16 protein-coding genes, 1 tRNA gene and 1 riboswitch are annotated in these 18,773 nt (G+C 70.0%); of the genes, 9 read left to right on the top strand and 8 right to left on the bottom strand.

Annotated elements, in window-relative coordinates; translation table 11 throughout:
• Nucleotides 1-12: 12 nt before the first annotated feature.
• Nucleotides 13-396 (bottom strand): DNA-directed RNA polymerase subunit omega, encoded by a 384-nt coding sequence (gene rpoZ, locus DWB05_RS13455; RefSeq protein WP_114377734.1) that lies wholly within the window; start codon nt 394-396, stop codon nt 13-15.
• A 241-nt stretch (nt 397-637) separates the two neighbouring features.
• Between rpoZ and DWB05_RS13450 the strand changes: the two genes are divergently transcribed.
• From DWB05_RS13450 to DWB05_RS13440, 3 genes are read left to right on the top strand one after another with little or no spacing between them, the layout of a single operon-like run.
• Nucleotides 638-1,318, top strand: a complete 681-nt coding sequence (locus tag DWB05_RS13450) for a LabA-like NYN domain-containing protein (protein ID WP_114377733.1) — start codon at nt 638-640, stop codon at nt 1,316-1,318.
• The gene (locus DWB05_RS13445) at nt 1,315-1,956 is read left to right on the top strand and encodes a uracil-DNA glycosylase (RefSeq protein WP_114377732.1); all 642 of its coding nucleotides are present in this window, start codon (nt 1,315-1,317) and stop codon (nt 1,954-1,956) included. The genes DWB05_RS13450 and DWB05_RS13445 overlap by 4 nt, the downstream gene beginning before the upstream one ends.
• A gap of 16 nt (nt 1,957-1,972) precedes the next feature.
• Complete coding sequence (locus DWB05_RS13440) at nt 1,973-3,151, top strand: multidrug effflux MFS transporter (protein ID WP_157967212.1); 1,179 nt, start codon at nt 1,973-1,975, stop codon at nt 3,149-3,151.
• On the opposite strand, the gene DWB05_RS13435 is transcribed toward DWB05_RS13440, so the two are convergent.
• Together DWB05_RS13435 and DWB05_RS13430 are read right to left on the bottom strand one after the other, a co-directional pair.
• Nucleotides 3,134-3,760, bottom strand: coding sequence for a glutathione peroxidase (locus tag DWB05_RS13435; protein ID WP_232818551.1), 627 nt, complete (start codon nt 3,758-3,760; stop codon nt 3,134-3,136). The genes DWB05_RS13440 and DWB05_RS13435 overlap by 18 nt on opposite strands.
• The gene (locus DWB05_RS13430) at nt 3,753-4,427 is read right to left on the bottom strand and encodes a sulfite oxidase-like oxidoreductase (protein ID WP_114377730.1); all 675 of its coding nucleotides are present in this window, start codon (nt 4,425-4,427) and stop codon (nt 3,753-3,755) included. The genes DWB05_RS13435 and DWB05_RS13430 overlap by 8 nt, the downstream gene beginning before the upstream one ends.
• A gap of 117 nt (nt 4,428-4,544) precedes the next feature.
• Nucleotides 4,545-4,643: riboswitch (TPP riboswitch) on the top strand.
• A 49-nt stretch (nt 4,644-4,692) separates the two neighbouring features.
• Here DWB05_RS13430 and DWB05_RS13425 point away from each other — a divergent pair.
• The 6 genes from DWB05_RS13425 to malQ all read left to right on the top strand — a co-directional run bounded on the left by DWB05_RS13425 (nt 4,693) and on the right by malQ (nt 12,172).
• On the top strand, nt 4,693-5,568 hold the full coding sequence (locus DWB05_RS13425; protein WP_114377729.1) for an ABC transporter substrate-binding protein: 876 nt from the start codon (nt 4,693-4,695) through the stop codon (nt 5,566-5,568).
• A gap of 129 nt (nt 5,569-5,697) precedes the next feature.
• Nucleotides 5,698-6,891, top strand: a complete 1,194-nt coding sequence (locus DWB05_RS13420) for an ABC transporter ATP-binding protein (protein WP_269815589.1) — start codon at nt 5,698-5,700, stop codon at nt 6,889-6,891.
• A 3-nt stretch (nt 6,892-6,894) separates the two neighbouring features.
• A complete protein-coding gene (locus DWB05_RS13415; RefSeq protein ID WP_114377727.1) occupies nt 6,895-7,821 on the top strand; it encodes a carbohydrate ABC transporter permease in 927 nt (308 codons plus the stop codon).
• Complete coding sequence (locus DWB05_RS13410) at nt 7,818-8,648, top strand: carbohydrate ABC transporter permease (RefSeq protein ID WP_114377726.1); 831 nt, start codon at nt 7,818-7,820, stop codon at nt 8,646-8,648. Before DWB05_RS13415 ends, DWB05_RS13410 begins: the two co-directional genes overlap by 4 nt.
• 49 nt (nt 8,649-8,697) lie before the next feature.
• Nucleotides 8,698-9,987 carry an ABC transporter substrate-binding protein gene (locus DWB05_RS13405; RefSeq protein WP_114377725.1) on the top strand — a complete coding sequence of 430 codons (1,290 nt, stop codon included), beginning with the start codon at nt 8,698-8,700 and terminating at the stop codon, nt 9,985-9,987.
• An 88-nt stretch (nt 9,988-10,075) separates the two neighbouring features.
• A complete protein-coding gene (malQ, locus tag DWB05_RS13400) occupies nt 10,076-12,172 on the top strand; it encodes a 4-alpha-glucanotransferase (protein WP_114377724.1) in 2,097 nt (698 codons plus the stop codon).
• Nucleotides 12,173-12,182: 10 nt separating this feature from the next.
• Here the strand turns inward: malQ and DWB05_RS13395 are convergent.
• The 5 genes from DWB05_RS13395 to DWB05_RS13375 form a co-directional block, all read right to left on the bottom strand.
• Nucleotides 12,183-12,257, bottom strand: a tRNA-Lys gene (locus tag DWB05_RS13395).
• An 86-nt stretch (nt 12,258-12,343) separates the two neighbouring features.
• Nucleotides 12,344-12,805, bottom strand: coding sequence for a peptidylprolyl isomerase (locus DWB05_RS13390; RefSeq protein ID WP_456298233.1), 462 nt, complete (start codon nt 12,803-12,805; stop codon nt 12,344-12,346).
• 134 nt (nt 12,806-12,939) lie between these two features.
• A complete protein-coding gene (coaD, locus tag DWB05_RS13385; RefSeq protein ID WP_114377722.1) occupies nt 12,940-13,491 on the bottom strand; it encodes a pantetheine-phosphate adenylyltransferase in 552 nt (183 codons plus the stop codon).
• Nucleotides 13,491-16,205, bottom strand: coding sequence for a DNA gyrase subunit A (gyrA, locus tag DWB05_RS13380; RefSeq protein WP_114377721.1), 2,715 nt, complete (start codon nt 16,203-16,205; stop codon nt 13,491-13,493). The genes coaD and gyrA overlap by 1 nt, the downstream gene beginning before the upstream one ends.
• Nucleotides 16,206-16,275: 70 nt before the next feature.
• Nucleotides 16,276-18,279, bottom strand: coding sequence for a BTAD domain-containing putative transcriptional regulator (locus DWB05_RS13375; RefSeq protein WP_157967211.1), 2,004 nt, complete (start codon nt 18,277-18,279; stop codon nt 16,276-16,278).
• Between the last annotated feature and the right edge of the window lie 494 nt (nt 18,280-18,773).

Genomic DNA, 18,773 nt, shown 5'->3' with positions numbered 1-18,773 from the left:
TCATCGTCGCCCTCAGCCGCCGAGTTCGCGGGCGATGGCGGCCTCGATATCCTCCTCGGCGGCGCCCTGCTCCTCCGCCGCCTGCTCCTCGGGCGTGATGTCGAGGCCGGCGAAGATGTTGCTCTCCGTCGGCAGCAGATCCTGCACCTCCTCGGAGACAGGCTCCGGTTCGGGCAGCCGCTGCAGGCTCTTGATCAGGTCGTTGCGCACCGCTTCAAGGTCGATCGTGCCTTCGGCGATCTCGCGCAGCGCGACCACAGGGTTCTTGTCGTTGTCGCGATCGACCGTCGGCGCCTCGCCGCGGTGCAGGTTGCGCGCCCGTTGCGCGGCGAGCATCACCAGCTCGAACCGGTTCGGCACCTTCAGGATGCAGTCTTCAACCGTCACGCGCGCCATGCGCCGCCCCTCGTCACGTCTTGCGAACTTTTCTTATTAGACGCCGGTCCGGCCTCAGGCAAGCGGCCGAGATCCCGCTCGCCATGCGATCGTCCTGCGTAAGACCAGTCCGGGACACAACCCAGGACCGATGTCATTTCATTGTCAAAGGCTTTCCGTCGGGATCGGACGGGTCTAGGCTTCGCCTCCTCATCGCTCGAGGCAGGCTGAGCAAGATCCGATCGTAGGGAGCAACAGTCATATGTTCGAAAAATCAGAACGCCTTGCCGTATTCATCGACGGCGCAAACCTCTATGCCGCCTCACGCTCGCTTGGTTTCGATGTCGATTACAAATCGCTGCATGCGTTCTTCCGGCTACGTGCTTATGTCGTGCGCATGTTTTACTACACGGCAGTCCTGGAGACGGAAGACTACACGCCACTGAAGCCGTTGGTCGACTGGCTCGGCTACAATGGTTACACGGTCGTCACCAAGCCCGCGAAGGAGTTCACCGACTCGACAGGGCGGCGCCGCGTGAAGGGCAACATGGACATCGAGCTCGCCATCGACATGCTGGAGATGGCGCCGCACGTGAACCACATCGTGCTGTTCTCCGGCGATGGCGATTTCCGTCGGCTCATCGAGGCGGTGCAGCGCAAGGGTGTCCGCGTCTCGGTCGTCAGCACGATCAAGACCCAGCCGGTGCTGATCGCCGATGAACTCCGCCGCCAGGCCGATCAGTTCATCGAACTCGCCGACATCATGGGCGAGTTCACCCGCCGCATCGTGCCACCCCGCGAGCCAGGCGCCCCGCGCGAGGGCGAGCGGGCCGCGGCATCGGCGCGGCCCTTCGTGGTCGAGACAGTCGGCGCCGGCCGCGCCGCGGTCGCCACCGCCGAAGTGGCCGCCAAGCCTCCTGGGGAGAACGGCCACAGCCAGTGAACGCGCCGGTCACGCCGGCGCGCGACTGCCCGCTCTGTCCGAGGCTCGCCTCCTTTCGGGCCGAAAATCGCTCCCGCGAGCCCGATTGGTACAACGCGCCGGTCCCGTCCTTCGGACCGCTCGACGCCCCTCTCCTCGTCGTCGGCCTCGCCCCGGGTCTGCGCGGCGCCAACCGAACGGGGCGTCCGTTTACGGGTGATTACGCCGGAGACCTCCTCTATCGCACGCTGCTTCGCTTCGGCCTCGCGCGCGGAACCTATGCCGCGCGGCCGGACGACGGGCTCGAGTTGACGGAGGCACGCATCTGCAACGCGGTGCGATGCGTGCCCCCCGAGAACAAGCCCACCCCGGCGGAGATCGCCGCCTGCAACCCCTTCCTCACCGCCGAACTCGCCGCCATGCCGCGGCTGCGCGCCGTGCTGGCCCTCGGCGCGATCGCCCACCAAGCGGTGCTGCGGGCGCGGGGTCTGCGCGCCTCGGCGCTTCCCTTTTCGCACGGCGCTCAGCACGATCTCGGCGGAATCGTCCTCGCCGACAGCTACCATTGCAGCCGCTACAACACGAACACCGGCCGGCTCACGGAAGCGATGTTCGCCGCGGTGGTCGAACGCCTGCTGCCGCTGCTCGCCCAGCGTTGACTGCGGGCACCGCCCCGTGACTCCGCCGATCTGGCTGCTCGCGGCACTCGTCTCCCTCGGCCCGCTCTCCACCGATCTCTACCTGCCCGCCCTGCCCGCGATCGCCACCGCCTTCGCCACCGACACCGCGGGCGTGCAGTGGACGCTCTCGGGGTATCTGCTCGGCTTCGCGCCCGCCCAGCTCCTGTACGGGCCGTTCTCCGATCGCTTCGGCCGGCGCCCCGCGGTGGCGGCGGGGCTCGTGGTCTATCTCGCCGCAACCGTGGCCTGCGCCCTCGCCCCCTCCCTCGGGGCGCTGATCGCGGCGCGGGTGGTGCAAGCGATCGGCTCCTGCGGCGGCCCGGTCGTCGCCCGCGCGGTGGTGCGCGACACCACCGACCCGCCGCGCGCCGCCGCCGTCTATGCCACGATCGCCGGGCTGATGGCGTTCGCCCCGGCGATCGGCCCCGTCCTAGGCGGCGTCGTCGTCGATCTCGCTGGCTGGCGCGCCGCCTTCTGGCTGCTCGCGCTGGCAGCACTCGGCATCGGCCTCGCCGCCGCGTTCCTGCTGCCGGAGACCATTCCGATGCGGGATCGCACTGCGCTCGATCCCGCCCGCCTCCTCTCGGCCTATGCACACCTCCTGCGCCATCGCAGCTTTCTCGGCTATGCCCTTGTTTCTGCGTTTACGTATACGGGGCTTTTTTGCTTCATCTCCGGCTCGTCCCATGTGGCGCAGATGGGGCTCGGGCTCGGTCCGCGCGGTTACGGTTTCCTGTTCGCCGCCGCGGTCTGCGGCTACATCGCGGGCAGCTCCATCGCGCGCCGCGTCTCACCTCGGCTCGGCGTCGACCGCACGCTTCGGCTCGGGGTTGGGCTCTGTGTGCTGTTCGGCTGGTCGGGCCCTGCCGCCCTCGCCCTGCTCGGCCCGAGTGTGGTCACGGTCACCGCGCCGATGGTGCTCTACATGATCGCCTTCGCGCTTGCACAAGCGAATGCGCAGTCGGGGGCGGTCGCCCCGTTCCCCGAGATGGCCGGCCGAGCCTCGGCCCTGCTCGGCTTCCTGCAGTGGGGCATCGCGGCCTTCGGCGGCCTCGCCGTCGCCCTCGTGCTTGACCCGCAGGGTTGGGCGATGGCAGTCGGGATCGCGGTTTCCGCGAGCCTCGCCGCCCTGGCCTGGCTCTGGCTTGCCCCCGGCTCAGGCGGCGGGCGCTGAGCGGTCGAGCGCGGCCTCGATGGCGCGGATCACCTCGGCTGAATCCGGCCGCGTCGATGCCCCCCAAGACCCGACAAGCTTTCCTTCGCGATCAATCAGATACTTGTGGAAATTCCAGCGCGGCGGCGAGGATGCGGCAGCCGCCCAACGATAGAACGGGTGCGCCTCGCGACCCGTCACCCGGCTGATCGCGGCAAGCGGGAAGTCGACCCCGAAGGTGACCTCGCAGAACCGCTTCACCGCCTCGTTGCTGTCCTTCTCCTGGCGGAAGTCGTTCGACGGCACGCCGATCACCACGAGGCCCCGCTCGCGGTACCGCGCGTAGAGGTTCTGCAGCGCGGCGTACTGGTTGGTGAAGCCGCAGAACGAGGCGGTGTTGACGACGAGCAGCACCTTGCCGCGCCACTGCGCGAGCGGCATCGGGTCGCCATCGATCGACTGGAAGGTGAAGTCCCAGGCCCGGTGCTCGCGGGCAAGCGCGGGGTCCGGGCGGAACGGGGCGAGGGCGACGCCGAGCGCGCCGACCACACCGAGCACACGACGGACGGGGTCGATCATCTCTGGGGCCTCCTCGCGGCCGGCCGAGCGGCCGAATGGGGTGTCAGCCATAGCGTTCCTCGCGCCACGGGTCGCCGTGGTTGTGGTAGCCGCGCACCTCCCAGAAGCCGGGCTTGTCCTCGGCCGAAAAGGTGATGCGGCGCAGCCATTTTGCGCTCTTCCAGAAGTAGAGCTTGGGGATGACGACGCGAAGCGGGCCCCCGTGGCGACGGTCGAGCGGCGCGCCCTCCCAAGTGTGGGCGAGCATGACGTCATCGTCCTCAAAGGCTTCGCGTGGCACGTTGGTGGTGTAGCCGTCGGAGGACTGGAACAGCACGAACCGCGCCTCCGCGCGCGGGCGCACCTGCGCGATCAGGTCCTTCGCCTTCACGCCCCCCCAGCGGTTGTCGAGGCGGCTCCACGCCGTCACGCAGTGGATGTCGGAGACGTTCTCCGACTGCGGCAGCGCCATCACGCCGGCCCAATCCAGCACCACCGGGTTTTCCACCAAGCCATCCACGATGAGCCGGAACCGCTCGCGCGGGATCGCCGGCTGCACGCCGAGGTCGAGCACCGGCCAGTCACGCACCAGGCGCTGGCCGGGCGGCAGCCGATCGACCTCGCGCACCCCCGCCCGCCCCGTGATCAGACGCTTCTCCTCGGCCCAAGCCTGCTTGCGGGCGATCAGCTTGTCGCGAATCGCACCCAGGAGCCCACTCGACGACTCTCCCTCCGCCATGACTCCGAGATGGCCTTCCGGCACGGTCGGACAAGGGCCAGGGGAATCTTTCACGCTGAGAGCCTTCGGCTTCGGCCGGCCGAACTTGCCAGGGGAGGATGGCACGGCTAGCGATGCGTCGGCGACTTGGGGCGCCGGGGCCCCCTCCCGGCTGAGACGCACCCATCGAACCTGATCGGGGTCATGCCCGCGGAGGGAATGTCGCCGCGATGGGGCGCCGTTCGCCCTCTCGGTCCCTCCGCGCCCCGGCGTGGAGGAGAACGAGATGAAGGTCGAGATCGCGCTCGAGTGGTTCCTCAACCCGGACCACCTTCCCTTCCTGGTCGCCGACGAGGAGGGGCTCTTTGCACGTGCGGGGCTTGCGGTGGCGTTGATCCCGCCCGAGGGCCACTACGACGGGCTCGCCGAAGTGGAAGCCTGCCGCATCGCTTTCGCCTGCAACGAACCCCTGCACATGCTGGACGCGAAACGTCCAGGGCTGCGGGCCCTGGGCTGCTTCTTCGAAACCGAAGGTGGGGTGATGCTCACCCCGGACGGCGAACGCCGCCTGCTGGCTGGAGAGCCGATCCGCATCGCGTCCCCCGTTTCCGCCGAACCGACCAACGCGATCGCGCGCGAGATCCTGCGCCGGCACGTCGAGACGAAGGCGGGCCGCTTCGACCCCGACGGCGTTGCCATCGTCGAGGCGGGCTTCCGGCACCTCGAGAATCTCAAGGCGGGGTTCGACGGGGCGTGGCTCTGTTTCCACAACTTCGAAGTGGTGGGGGCGATGGTCGAGGGCCTGCCGCACGTGTTCGTCTCCACCGCCGCGGTGGGCTTGCCGAACTTCTCCGGCCTCGAACTCTTCACCTCGCAGGGCTTCGCCGTCCGCGAACCCGGCGCCGTCGCCGCCCTGCAGGAGGCGCTGACGGAAGCGATCGCGCTGATCCGCCGCGACCCCGACCGCGCGGGCGCGATCTGGCGCAAGCGGTCGGGCGAGGAGGACGGCCCGCTGCTCCGCGCCATCCTCGCCGACACCCTGCCCCGCTTCGTCGCTCCCGTCCGCCCCGACCGCGAACGCTGGCGGCCCTTGTTCGAGACGTTCTCCCGCATGGGTTTCGCCGCGATCTCCGCGGGCGACTACCAGGGCCTGTACGCTTAACTGCCCCTCACCCGTCGGTCCCCTTCTCGCGCGCATGGGAGTTCTTCGCCGCATGCACGTGTCATCGAAGCTTCACGTGTCGCTCCCGCCCGGCCCGATATACCCGCACCATCTTCTGGGAGGCCTGGGGTGACGGACGGCGAAAGCGCGGATGGCGTTCGCCTGACGGGAATTGCGAAGTCGTTCGGCGGAACTCGCGTGCTCGCGGGGCTCGATCTCGCGGTGCGGGCGGGCGAGTTTCTGACGCTGCTCGGCCCCTCGGGCTGCGGCAAGTCAACACTTCTGCGCATCATTGCCGGTCTGGAACGGCAGGATTGCGGAACGGTGTCGATCGCCGGCCGGCCGGTGGACCACCTACCGCCCGCCGAACGCGACGTGGCGATGGTGTTCCAGTCCTACGCCCTCTATCCGCACATGACGGTGGCGGGAAACCTCGCCACCCCGCTCGAGATGCGCCGCCTCACCTTGCTCGAGCGCCTGCCCCTCATCAAGCACCTCTCGCCGCGGCGAGCGCGCGTGATGCGCGGCATCATGGCGGAGGTGCGCGCCGTCGCCGAGGCCCTGCGCATCGAGGCCTTGCTCGATCGCAAGCCGGCGCAACTGTCGGGAGGTCAGCGGCAGCGCGTCGCCCTCGGCCGCGCCATGGTCCGGCATCCTGCGGTGTTCTTGATGGACGAGCCGCTCTCCAACCTCGACGCCGCGCTGCGCGTCGAGGTGCGGCACGAGCTTGCCGATCTCCACGCCCGTCTCGGCACCACCTTCATCTACGTCACGCACGACCAGGTCGAGGCGATGACGATGTCGAGCCGGATCGCGCTGATGGACCAGGGCCGAATCCTGCAGCTCGGCACGCCCGACGACCTCTACGACCGCCCGGCTTCGCTCGCAGTCGCCCGCTTCATCGGCTCGCCCTCGCTTACCGTCCTGGAGACGGTGGCGGACGGGGTGGGCGGCATCCGGCTCGGTGCGGTCCGCCTACCCTTCGGCCATCGTTTCGCCGCCGGCACACGCCTGTCGTTGGGCATCCGCCCGGAGGCCTTCGCCCTGCCGCTCGGCCCCGAAGCGGACGGGCCTGCCCTCGCCGCGCGCCTTGTGCGGGCGGAGAACCTGGGCGCCGAGTGGCACCTGCACGTCCGGCTCGACCTGCCCGGAGAGCCCCCCGCCATCGTGCGCCTCACCGCGGCCGAGCACGAGGCGGCACGCGCCTCGGGCTTGCTTGAGGACCCCCTCACCCTCGTCCTGCGCGCGCGAGGCGTGCACCTGTTCGGGCCGGACGGCGCACGCGTCGAGCCCGACCCTGCCCACACCGCCGTCGTGGAGTGAGCGATGGCCGTCTCGTCCGTTCCCTTCGCTTCGCCCGCGCCTCAGCTCGCCGCCCGCGAACGACGCCTTGCTCTCGCCGGTGCTGCCTTCGCCGCCCCGGCCGCACTGCTGCTGGTCGCGATCCTGCTTGCGCCCCTGATCGTGCTCGTTCTCCTGTCGGTGACGGATTATCGCCTCGGCGCAGTGGCGGTGCGCTTCGTTGGGCTTGCCAACTACGCCGAGATGTTCAGCGACCCCGTGTTCCGCCGCGCCATCCGCAACACCTTCCTCTACGTCGCCTTCGTGCTGCCGGCCGGCGTGTTCGGCGGTCTCGCTCTCGCCGCCCTCGTGCATGCGCGCAAGCGAACGCGTTCGCTCTACGAAGTGATCTATTTCCTGCCGGTCACCTCGACCCTGGTCGCGATGGCGACCGTCTGGCAGTTCCTGCTCCACCCCTCCCTCGGTCCGGTCACGCCCCTTCTCGCCGCACTCGGCTTCGGCCGGCTCGACCTGCTGAACGACCCCGATCTCGCTCTCGCCACCCTCGCGCTGATCGGGCTGTGGCAGCTGCTCGGCTTCAACATGGTGCTGTTCCTGGCCGGGCTTTCCGCCGTTCCGCGCGACCTTTACGAGGCGGCCGCGCTCGATGGTGCGGCCGGCGCGGTCGACCGTTTCCTGCGCGTCACCTGGCCGATGCTCGGCCCCACCACGATGTTCGTCACCATCACCACCACCATCTCGGCCTTCAAGGTGTTCGACACCGTAGTGGTGCTGACACGCGGCGGGCCGCTCGGTGCCACCGACACGCTGCTCTACGTCCTCTACCTCGAGGGCTTCCACTACTTCCGCACGGGCTATGCGGCGGCGATGACGGTGGTGCTGCTCGCCTTCCTCTGCCTCCTGTCGCTCCTGCAGGCGCGGCTGATCGAGCGTCGGGTGCACTACGCATGAGGTCGCGCGCCTTTCTCGCCTCCGTCCTGTCGCACCTCGTGCTGCTCATCGGGGCGGTGCTGATGCTCGCGCCCTTCGTCTGGATGCTGCTCACCTCCATCCGGCCGGCGGAGGAGGTGTTCGGGGCGGTATTCGACCCGATCCCCTCGCGCTTCGCCGGCTTCGAGAACTACGCCCAGGCGTTGTTCGCGAGCAACGTTCCGCGTGCGATGCTGAACGGGGCGGTGGTCTGTCTCGGCATCCTCGCCGTGCAGCTCGCCACTGCCCTGCCCGCGGCCTACGCGCTGGCGCGGCTTCGCTTTCCCGGCCGCGGCGTGCTGTTCGGCCTTGTCCTGTTCGGCCTCACCGTGCCGATCCAGGTGCCGGCCCTGCCGCTCTACCTCGCCCTCGCCAAGGCAGGGCTGCTCGACACCTTCTTCGCCCTGATGTTCCCGTTCTTCCTCACCGTGTTCGGCCTGTTCCTGTTCCGCCAGTTCTTCCGCACCTATCCGGAAGAGATCCTGCAGGCCGCCCGGCTCGACGGCATGGGCGAGTTCGAGATCGTCTGGCGCCTTGCGGTACCCGCCGCCCTGCCCGCGATCGGCGCCTTCTCGGTGTTCTCCATCGTCGCCCACTGGAACGACCTCTATTGGCCGCTGATCGTCGTCACCTCGAGGGAGCGCGCCACGCCGCCGTTGGGCATCCTCGCCTTCCGCGACGCAGAGACAGGCGGCAACTACGGCGCCCTGATGGCAGGGGCGGCCCTGATCACCGCGCCCCTGGTGCTCGCCTTCCTGGTCGCCCGCCGAGGCTTCGTGCGCGGCCTGACCATGACGGGACTCAAATGATTCGGGTCGGTATCGGGCCGGCCCGCATCGCTCGAGAGGAGAGAGAACGATGCTGACACGCAAGGAGTTCCTGCTCGGCACGGCGGCCGCCGCCGGAGCGCTCGCCGCACCCGCGGTGCGCGCGCAAGCCACCGTCACGCTCGACGTGCTGCACGCCTACCCCTCCTTCGCCCGCTTCTTCACCCCGGTGGCGGAGGAGTTCATGAAGGCGAACCCGGGGATCCGGATCAGCTTCCGCCAGATCCTGCCGAACTACGATGAGCTCCATCAGGCGCTGTTGCGCGGGGCGCTGACCAACCAGCTGCCAGACGTCGCCTTCTCCGGCTTCAACCGGTTGCCCGAGCTCGCCCGCACCCTCAGCGCGCGCAACCAGATCCTCGCACTCGATATGCTCATCGCCGCGGAGGGAGCGAATTGGGCGGCGGAGAATTTCAGCCCGCGCATGCTCGCCCTCGGCAAGGTGGACGGGCGGCAGTACGGCATGCCGTTCAACGCCTCCTCGCCGATCGCCTACTACAACCCTGAACTGGTGGCGCGGGCAGGCGGCAACCCCGACCAGTTCCCCGACTCGTGGGAGGGCGTGATCGCACTCGCTGCCGCGATCAAGCGCGCGGTGCCGCAGGCGATGGGACTTTCCTACTACATCAACAGTTTCGACTCCGACTGGCTCTGGCAGGCGCTGGTGCAGCAAGGCGGCGGCCGCATGTTGTCGGCGGACGGCAAGTCGGTCGCCTTCGCCGGCGAAGCCGGGCTTGCTGCGGTCCGGCTCGCCCGTCGCTTCGTCACCGAATGCGGCATGGAGCTGATCGGGGCGGATCAGAACCGCCAGCAATTCGCCACCGGCGGCATCGGCATCATCTTCGACAGCCCCGCCCGCCTCGCGGTCATCAGCAACCTGGTCGGCGGCCGCTTCCCGCTCCGCACGGCTCCTTTCCCGATCACCGACAAGACGAATGGCGGGGTGCCGACCGGCGGCAATGCGGCGGTGATCATGGCGACCGATCCCGCCAAGCTGCGCGCGGCGTGGGAGTACGTGAAGTTCTCAGCCGGCCCGCTTGCCCAGAAGATCGCGGTCGAGATGACGGGTTACCTCCCCGTCAACCTCAAGGCGCTCGCCCCCGAGTTCCTCGGCCGCTTCTACGAGCAGAACCCGAATGCCCGTTCGGCCGCCCTGCAGATGGACCGCTCCCTGCCATGGGAGGATTACGGCGCGAACGGGCCCCGCATCCATCGCGTGCAGCAGGAGCTGCTCACCGCCATCATGCGCGGCGATCTCGCCCCCGAGGCGGGGCTCGCACGCATGGTGCGCGAGACCGAGGCACTGATGCGCGCCGTCTGAGCGGGCAGCGGTCCTCTCCTTGGTGCGGAACGGCCGGGGCATCCCGGCCGTTCTTGCGTTTCCCCTCCCGGCACCGCAGCCTCGCGCGATGGACGAGGACGAGGCGCTCGCCGCGCTTGCGCGCGCGCGCGGCATCGAGACGGAGTGGTGGGATTGGCAGGGCCGGCAGCGCCTGGTCTCGCCCGACACGCTGCGGGCGCTTCTCACCGCGCTCGGCACCGATCCCTCGCGTCCCGACGAGGCGCTCGCAGCCCGGCCCGCGTCGTGGTCGCCGCCGCCGTTGCTGACCGCCGAAGCGGGCGAGGTGCGGCGGCTTGCCGTTCCGGCTGACGCGAACGGAACGGTCGCCTGGCGGATCGTTCTCGACTCGGGGGAATGCGCCGCCGGTGTTGCCGAGGTGACGCGGGAAGCCGAAGAGCGCTCCATCGCGATCACCCTGCCGAGGACGATCGGCGAGGGCGTGATCGAGCTCTCCGGCGCGGTCCGGGCCGCGACACGGATCGCCGTCTGCCCTCGCGCCTGCTTCCTCGGCCGCCTGGAGCGCGAACGCCTCTGGGGCCTCGCGGTGCAGGTCTACGGGCTGCGGGCTGCCGAGGACGGCGGCTTGGGCCACTACGGCGCGCTCGCTGAGGCCGCGCGGGCGGCCGCGCGGGCGGGGGCGGATGCACTGATGCTGAGCCCGACGCACGCTCTGTTCGCCGCCGACCCCGCGCATGCCAGCCCCTACTCGCCGTCCTCGCGCGCGCAGGCCGACGGGCGGCTCGTCGACCCGGGTGCTCTCCCCGAGGTGGCTCATCTCGCCGACCTGATCGGCGCGACGGGCCTTGCGGAGGAGCTCGCCGCACTCGAAGCGCTGCCGCTGGTGGACTACGCGCGGGCGGTACCGGCACGGCTCGCTCTGCTGCGCGCCCTGTTCGAACGGTTCGCCGCCGCTTGCCCGGTGGGTTCGCCGCTCGCCGAAGCGTTTGCGGCCTTCGTGCGCGAGGGCGGCGACTCGCTCCGTCGTCACGCCGTGTTCGAGGCCCTTCACGCCGCCCGCTATCGGGTTGATCCGGCACAGTGGGACTGGCGCGCTTGGCCTGCTCCGTTGCGGGATCCCACCCATCCGGCGGTGGAGCGTTTCGCGCGCGAACACGCCTCCGAGGTCTCGTTTCACCTTTTCCTGCAGTGGCTGGCCGAACGCGGCCTGTCCGCCGCCCAGCGTACCGCGCAACGGGCGGGGATGCGCATCGGGCTGATCGCGGATCTCGCCGTCGGCCAGCACCCGGGCGGGTCGCGTGCCTGGGCACGCGCAGGCGCCCTGCTCGAGGGGGTGGGCATCGGCGCTCCGCCCGATGCGCTCAATCATCTCGGTCAGGGCTGGGGGCTCACCACCTTCGCCCCCACCGCGCTCGTCGAAGCCGGCTTCGCCCCCTTCCGCGAGGAGCTTCGCGCGGCGATGCGGCACGCGGGCGGAATCAGGCTCGACCACGTGATGGGGCTCTCGCGCATCTGGTGCATTCCCGACGGCGCACGGCCGGACGAGGGCGCCTACCTGCGTTTTCCGAAACGCGATCTGCTCAATCTTCTCGCGCTCGAATCGGTCAGGGCAGGCGCGATCGTCATCGGCGAGGACCTCGGCACGGTGGAAGCGGGCCTGCGCGAGGAACTGGCGCGACGCGGCGTGCTGGGCCTGCGCGTGCTGTTCTTCCAGCGCGATCGCACGGGCGCGTTCCTTCCCCCTGACCGGTACGACACGCGCGCGATCGCGATGACGACGACGCACGACCTCGCCACCCTCGCCGGCTGGTGGCGGGGAGTGGACATCGACGTGCGCGCTCCGCTGGGCTTGCTCGGCGACGAGCGCGACGAGGCAACGGCCCGAGCCGAGCGCGAGACCGAGCGCGCGGCGCTGTGGCAGGTCCTGCGCGAACACGGCGCCGCGGCGGGCGAGCCGCCGGCGCCGACGTCGGAGCTGAGCCGTCTCGGCATCGCCGCCGCGCGCTTCCTCGGCCGCACCGCCTCGGCGCTTGTCCTGCTGCCGATCGAGGACGCGATCCTGTCGCCGGACCAAGTGAACCTGCCGGGCACCGTCGCGGAGCACCCGAACTGGCGGCGCCGCCTGCCCGCTCCGCTCGGCGATCTCCTCGCGCGCGATCCGGCCGCCTCCTTGCTCGCCGCCTTGGCCGCAGAACGCGCGGGATGAACGAAAGGCCTGGAGGGCCGGGTGGGGATCGAACCCACGACCCACGGATTAAAAGTCCGCGGCTCTACCGCTGAGCTACCGGCCCCTGTGGCCGCCTTCTAGGCCAGAACGAGGCGCAGGGGAACGCGCGCGGCGTGACCCCTGCCCCGTCTCCGACCCGCAGCTGCCGCCTCAGCGCACGTCGGCCGCGACCCGCATGCGCACGATGCGGTCGGGTTCGCCCATCACCATGCCGCCGCGATTGGGGTCGCCGCGCTTGATGCGATCGACGTGCTCCATGCCTTCGATCACCCGCCCCCAGATGGTGTACTGCCCATCGAGGTGCGGGGCGGGGGCGAACATGATGAAGAACTGGCTGTTCGCGCTGTTCGGATCGTTCGTGCGCGCCATGCCGACGGTGCCGCGCAGGAAGCGCGCCTCGCGGGTGAATTCGGCCGGCAGGTTCGGCAGGTCGGAGCCACCGGTGCCGCGGCCCGTCGGATCCCCGCCCTGCGCCATGAAGCCCTCGATGACGCGGTGGAACGGCGTGCCGTCGTAGAAGCCGCGCCGGGCCAGCGTCTTGATCCGCTCGACATGCTTCGGTGCGAGATCGGGCCGCAGTTCGATCACCACCCGCCCCGAGGCGAGGTCCATGAACAGCAGGTTCTCCGGGTCGCGCGCCGGTGCCTGCGCCTCCGCCCCGGCGGCGGCGAACACCGCGAGCGCGCCGATCAGCGCGCGCCTCAGTCCGGTCATGTCGGGTCTCCTCCCTCGCTCGCGTCGTCGGTTCAGTCGTGCGCCGAACCCGCCCCCATGGCAAGCCTTGCGCGGTCGCCTTCCGACGCCACTCGAGCGGTGATGCGGGCGAGCACGGCGGGCGAGACGAAGGCGCTGACGTCGCCCCCCAGCCGCGCGATCTCCTTGACGAAGCGGCTGGAGATGAAGTGCACGCCCTCGGAGGCCATCAGGAACACGGTGTCGATCCCCGGATCCAGGCGCGCGTTCATCCCCGCCATCTGAAACTCGTACTCGAAGTCGGAGACGGCGCGCAGCCCGCGGATGATCATCCGCGCGCCCACCTCGCGCGCGAAACGAATGAGCAGGCAGTCGAAGGGGCGGACGACGATCTCGGTGCCATTGCGGGCGGCGATCGGCGCGATCTCCTCCTCCAGCATCGCCACCCGCTCGGCGAGCGGAAAGAGCGGGCCCTTGCCCGCGTTCGCCGCCACGCCGACGACGAGCACGTCAACGAGGCGCGCCGCACGGCCGATGATGTCGACGTGACCGCGCGTCGGCGGGTCGAAGGTGCCGGGATAGAGCCCGACATGGCGCGCGCCCATCAGTCGCTCTCCTCCTCCGCCTCCTCGATCACCGGGAAGACGGAGACGACGTGCTCGTCCTCCTCGATGCGGAACAGCGTCACCCCTTGGGTGGCGCGGCCGGCGATGCGGATCTCGTCGACGGGGATGCGGATGGTGCGGCCCTTGTCGGTGGCGAGCATGAGCTGGTCGCCCGCCCGCACCGGGAAGGCGGCGACCGCGGCCCGGCCGTTCTTCGCCGTCAGCGCGATGCCGATGATGCCCTGCCCGCCACGGCCGGAGATGCGGTATTCGTAGGCCGAGCTTCGCTTGCCGTAGCCGCCCGCGGTGACGGTGAGCACGAACTCCTCGGCCCGTTCGAGTTCCGCGTAGCGTTCCGGCGACAGCACGATCTCCGCCGCCGCCTCGGCCTCCTCTTCCGCGGCCGCCGCCTCTTCCGTCTCGGCGCCGCGACGTTTGGCGTTGGCGATCCTGAGGTAGGCGGCGCGCTCCTCCGCCGAGGCCTCGACGTGGCGCAGCACGGAAAGGCTGATCACCTCGTCGCCCTCGGCGAGCCTGATCCCCCGCACCCCCGTGGAGGTGCGTCCGGCGAAGACGCGGAGCTCCTCGGCGACGGGGAAACGAATGGCGCGGCCCTGGCGTGTTGCGAGCAGCACGTCGTCGTCCTCGCGCACGGCCTGCACGCCGATCAGACGCTCCTCGCCCTCGAGCTTCATCGCGATCAGGCCCGAAGCGCGGACGTTGCGGAAATCCGACAGACGATTGCGCCGCACATTGCCGGCGGAGGTGGCGAACACCGCGTAGAGGCTGTCCCACAGCGTCTCGTCCGCCGGCAGCGGCAGCACGGCGGTGATGGTCTCGTCCGTCGCGAGCCCGTCGAGCAGTTGGCGGATGTTGCGCCCCTTCGCCTGCGGTGCGGCCTCCGGCAGGCGCCAGACCTTCAGCCGATAGGCCATGCCGCGCGAGGTGAAGAACAGCACCTCGTCGTGCGTGTTGGCGACGAAGATGCGCGTGACCGCATCCTCCTCGCGGGTCGCCATCCCGCTTCGGCCCTTGCCGCCGCGGCGCTGTTCGCGGAAGGCGGAGAGCGGCACGCGCTTGATGAACCCCTCGCGGGTGAGGGTGACCACCATCTGCGCTGGCTCGATCAGGCTCTCGTCGTCGAGCTCCGCTTCCGCCTCCTCGATCGTGGTGCGGCGGGGCGAGGCGTGCGCGGCGCGGATGGCGAGGAGGTCCTCGCGGATGGCGGCGAGACGCGCGGCGCGCGAGGAGAGGAGGCCGAGGAGGCGCTCGATGTCGGCGCCGAGGCCCCGCAGTTCCTCGGCGATCTTCTCGCGCTCAAGCCCCGTCAGCCGCTGCAGGCGAAGATCGAGGATGGCGCGGGCCTGCGCCTCGGTGAGGCGAATGGTGCCGTCCGGGCCGAGCGCGTTGGCGGGATCGTCGACGAGGGCGAGAAGCGGCGCGAGATCGGCGCCGGGCCAGGCGCGGCCCATCAGCGCCTCGCGCGCCTCCTGCGCATCCTTGGCGGACCGGATCAGGGCGATGACGTCATCGATGTTGGCAACCGCGACGGCGAGCCCGATCAGGGCATGCGCACGTTCGCGCGCCTTGGCCAGCCGATACCGGCTGCGCCGGATCAATACCTCGTCACGGAAGGCGAGGAAGGCTTCCAGGATCGCCTTCAGCCCCATCTGCTCGGGCCGGCCGCCGGCGAGTGCCAGCATCTGCACCGGGAACGAGGTCTGCAGCCGGGTGAAGCGGTAGAGCTGGTTGAGGACGATCTCGGCGTTCGCCTCGCGCCGCAGCTCGATCACCACGCGCACGCCCTCGCGGTCGGATTCGTCGCGGATGTCGCTGATGCCCTCGATCCGCTTCTCGCGCACGAGGTCGGCGATCTGGCCGAGAAGGTCGGCCTTATTCACCTGATAGGGAATCTCGGTGACGACGATCGCCTCGCGCTCGCGCTTCAGTTCCTCGATGTGCGCGCGGGCGCGCACGGTGATGGAGCCGCGCCCCGTCGCGTAAGCCGAGCGGATGGCACCGCGGCCGAGGATGATGCCGCCCGTGGGAAAGTCTGGCCCCGGCAGTCGTTCCATCAGCGCATCGAGCGACGCGGCCGGGTCGTCGATCAGAACCAGCGCAGCGTCGATCACCTCGGCGAGGTTGTGGGTGGGGATCGAGGTCGCCATGCCGACCGCGATGCCGTTCGCCCCGTTGACGAGCAGGTTGGGGAAGGCGGCCGGCAGCACGCGCGGCTCTTCGGCACTCTCGTCGTAGTTGGGCTGGAAATCGACCGTGTCCTCGTCGATGCCGTCGAGCAGCAGCAGGGCGGCGGGAGCCAGGCGCACCTCGGTGTAGCGCATGGCGGCGGGGGGGTCGCCGTCCATCGAGCCGAAGTTGCCCTGCCCGTCGAGCAAAGGCAGGCGCATGGCGAAGGGCTGCGCCATCCGGACCATGGCGTCGTAGATCGCGGCGTCGCCGTGCGGGTGGTACTTGCCCATCACGTCGCCCACCACGCGGGCGGACTTGCGATGCGGTTTGTCCGGTCCGTAGCCCGCCTCGTGCATCGCGAACAGGATGCGGCGATGGACAGGCTTGAGCCCGTCGCGCACGTCGGGCAGGGCGCGCGCGACGATGACGCTCATCGCGTAGTCGAGGTAGGAGCGGCGCATCTCCTCCTCGAGGAGGACGGGCTCGATGTCGTCCCGACCCTCGGGCTTGGTCTCGTCGGTCACCTGGCGTTCCCCGTTTCCGCGCGGAGGGAGGCTAGCCGATCGTTATGGTGCGCTGCAACAAAGGTCGGGTTCAGGTTTCGGGGATGCCCGCCTCGCGCAGGCCGCGGGCGTAACGCTCGCGGTCCTCGTCCCGCACGAAGGGAGCCGAGGCGAGGAACCGTTCGACCGTGAAGCCGGGTTCGATGGCGAGCAGGCGCTGGGCCGCCGCTTCGGCCTCCGCCGTGCGACCGGCGAGGGCGAGTGCCGCCACATAGGGCTTCCAGGCCGCGGACAGGCCCGGATGGACCTCGGTCAACTGTCGGCCGAGCTCGATCGCCTCGTCGTAGCGTCCGGAGAGGAGGTAGGCGATCTCGAGGGCGACGTCGAAGAAGAAGGCGTGCGGATCGAGCGGTGAGAGGCGACGGTAGCGGAGGATCCGGCGCAGCGCCTCCTCGTGGTCACCGGCATAGGCGTGGGCGACGCCGGAAAGCACCCAGGCCATCGGAAGATTGGGGTTCAGGCTGATCGCGCGCTCGTGAAGGACCATGGCTTCATCGAGCCGGCGGTGCAGATAGGCCCGCACGTGGCCGGCAATGGCGAAGGCGCGGGCGTCCTGCGGATCAAGCAGGATGGCGCGTTCCGCCAGGCGGCCGGCGCGTGCCATCGCCTCCGCTTGGTCCGGCGCCCAGCCCTGACCGACGTAGAAGATGTGCCAGTATGCATACCAGGCATGCGCTGTGGCGTCGTCCGGCTCGCGGGCGATCGCCTCCTCCAGCATCTGCCCGGCCTTGAGAAAACTTTCCTTCTCCAGGCGGTAGATGGCCGGAATGGCGGACAGGACGAGGGCATGCGCCGAGGCATCGCGGCCCGGTGCCACGGCGGCACGACGGGCCTCGATCAGCAGGATCTCGGGGTCGATGCGGGCGACCACGGCGGCGGCGATCTCGTCCTGCAGGGCGAGGAGGTCGGCGGCCGGCTGGTCGAAGCGCTGCGCCCAGACGACCTCGCCGCCGGCATGGAGGTCGAGAAGGCGCAACGAGACCCGCACCCGTGCCTCGTCACGCTGCACGGTGCCGGCGAGCAGGAAGTCGAGGTCCAGGGCGGCCCGCAGCGCCTCGGGGTCGGAGGCGGTTTCGCCCAGCCGGGCGAGGGAGCCGGAGGAGACGACGGCGATCCAGCGAAAGCGCGCGAGGGCGGTGGTGATTTCCTCGGCCAGCCCGATGGCGAAGTCGGCCTCATCGGCGTTGCCGAGCGCGCGCAGGGGAGCGACGCCGAGCCGCGCCCCGCGGGCAACGGATCGCTTCGGGGCGACCTTGATCTCGCTCGGTGGCGGCGGGCGAACTTCGGGTTCACCACCGGCACGCAGGCTTTCCGCAAGCGCCAGGGTTTCCGGCGAGGGCGTGGCCTTCAGCAGCCGGGCAAGAGCGCTGCGGCAGGATTCGAACGCCTCGAGGGCACGGCTTCGTTCGCCGCGGGCGGCATGCGCCTCGATCAGCGCCCGCCAGGCGACCTCATGCGCCTCGTCGAGGGCAAGCAGACGCTGGGCGACCTCGATTCGCCCTTCAAAATCGGTGGTTGCCTCGAGCAACCGTTCGATCGCTCCGCGCGCCTGGTCACGGAAGCTGCGTCGCTGCGTGACCAGCCAGGCGTCCATGGCCGGGTCGAGCCCCTCGAACCCCTCGAGCAGCGTTCCGTCGAGGAGATCGAGCAGGGCGGGCGAAACCGGTTCGACTCGAACGACCTGAAGGGCGTCGACCCACACGGCGTCGGCGTCGAGCCACACCTGATCCCGGTCGGCATGCAGCAGGGGCGGCCCACAGGGGGCGAGGGTCAGCGACAGTTCGTGCAGCGCCTGGCGCAGCGAGGCGCGCGCCTGCTCGCGGTCACGCGTTGACCACAGCAGGCCGGAGAGTTTCTGCCGGCTGACGGGCTTGGGCGCCGCCAAGGCCAGAATCGCGAGCACGGCGCGCGTTTTTCGGACGCGCGGCAGGACGCGCTCGCTCGACACGCTCCAGGCGTCCATGGCGCCGATCAGCTTCAGGCGCAGGCGCGGGGCCGGCGAGGTGGGCAGCTCACCCACACGTATGTCTGGCATTGACGGAGAGAGCGTGTTCATGATGCGCCACGAACTGACGTTAACCTAGCTTGAAGGATTTGCACCATCTCATCACGCGCATGGAGACGAGAACCTACGCGCGATGGTGGAAGGAGCAGGGGATGGACGTGGCTGATCGCCCGACGTGCCGCCGGCTTTCCCTCGCGGCCGGAATGATAGGATCCCGTTCCGACGGCGTAGGAGAAAACTCTTGCCATAGGCTCTCTCTCCTATTACCGTTTCGACACCCGGCGGGAAGGACTGCCCCGCCGGCCTGCCGCCTCCGCCCCCGCCAACAGCGGTCTGCGCCGCCGGCGGCTGGAACAAAGCAGGAACACGCAGTCGAGAGACGAACGCAGGAGATTGCCATGACCACCATCCTCACCGCCTCTCCGACGCAGGACTCCCGCACGGTCCGCCTCGGCGGCATGGCCCCGGCGCTGAAGCCCATCGCCGATGCCGGCACCGTCCGCCTCGGCGGCATGGCCCCGGCG

Source organism: Elioraea thermophila (ex Habib et al. 2022) (assembly GCF_003336755.1).
Lineage (GTDB): Bacteria > Pseudomonadota > Alphaproteobacteria > Acetobacterales > Acetobacteraceae > Elioraea > Elioraea thermophila.
This window is presented reverse-complemented; position numbering and strand designations above follow the sequence as displayed.

Coding starts and splice junctions, on each gene's coding strand:
- DWB05_RS13405 (WP_114377725.1), top strand. CDS start 8,698: ATGCTGACACGCAAGGAGTTCCTGCTCGGCACGGCGGCCGCCGCCGGA.
- DWB05_RS13410 (WP_114377726.1), top strand. CDS start 7,818: ATGAGGTCGCGCGCCTTTCTCGCCTCCGTCCTGTCGCACCTCGTGCTG.
- DWB05_RS13450 (WP_114377733.1), top strand. CDS start 638: ATGTTCGAAAAATCAGAACGCCTTGCCGTATTCATCGACGGCGCAAAC.
- rpoZ (WP_114377734.1), bottom strand. CDS start 396: ATGGCGCGCGTGACGGTTGAAGACTGCATCCTGAAGGTGCCGAACCGG.
- coaD (WP_114377722.1), bottom strand. CDS start 13,491: ATGGGCGCGCGCCATGTCGGGCTCTATCCCGGCACCTTCGACCCGCCG.
- DWB05_RS13390 (WP_456298233.1), bottom strand. CDS start 12,805: ATGGACCTCGCCTCGGGGCGGGTGGTGATCGAACTGCGGCCCGATCTC.
- DWB05_RS13435 (WP_232818551.1), bottom strand. CDS start 3,760: ATGGCTGACACCCCATTCGGCCGCTCGGCCGGCCGCGAGGAGGCCCCA.
- DWB05_RS13415 (WP_114377727.1), top strand. CDS start 6,895: ATGGCCGTCTCGTCCGTTCCCTTCGCTTCGCCCGCGCCTCAGCTCGCC.
- DWB05_RS13375 (WP_157967211.1), bottom strand. CDS start 18,279: ATGCCAGACATACGTGTGGGTGAGCTGCCCACCTCGCCGGCCCCGCGC.
- DWB05_RS13430 (WP_114377730.1), bottom strand. CDS start 4,427: ATGGCGGAGGGAGAGTCGTCGAGTGGGCTCCTGGGTGCGATTCGCGAC.
- malQ (WP_114377724.1), top strand. CDS start 10,076: ATGGACGAGGACGAGGCGCTCGCCGCGCTTGCGCGCGCGCGCGGCATC.
- DWB05_RS13425 (WP_114377729.1), top strand. CDS start 4,693: ATGAAGGTCGAGATCGCGCTCGAGTGGTTCCTCAACCCGGACCACCTT.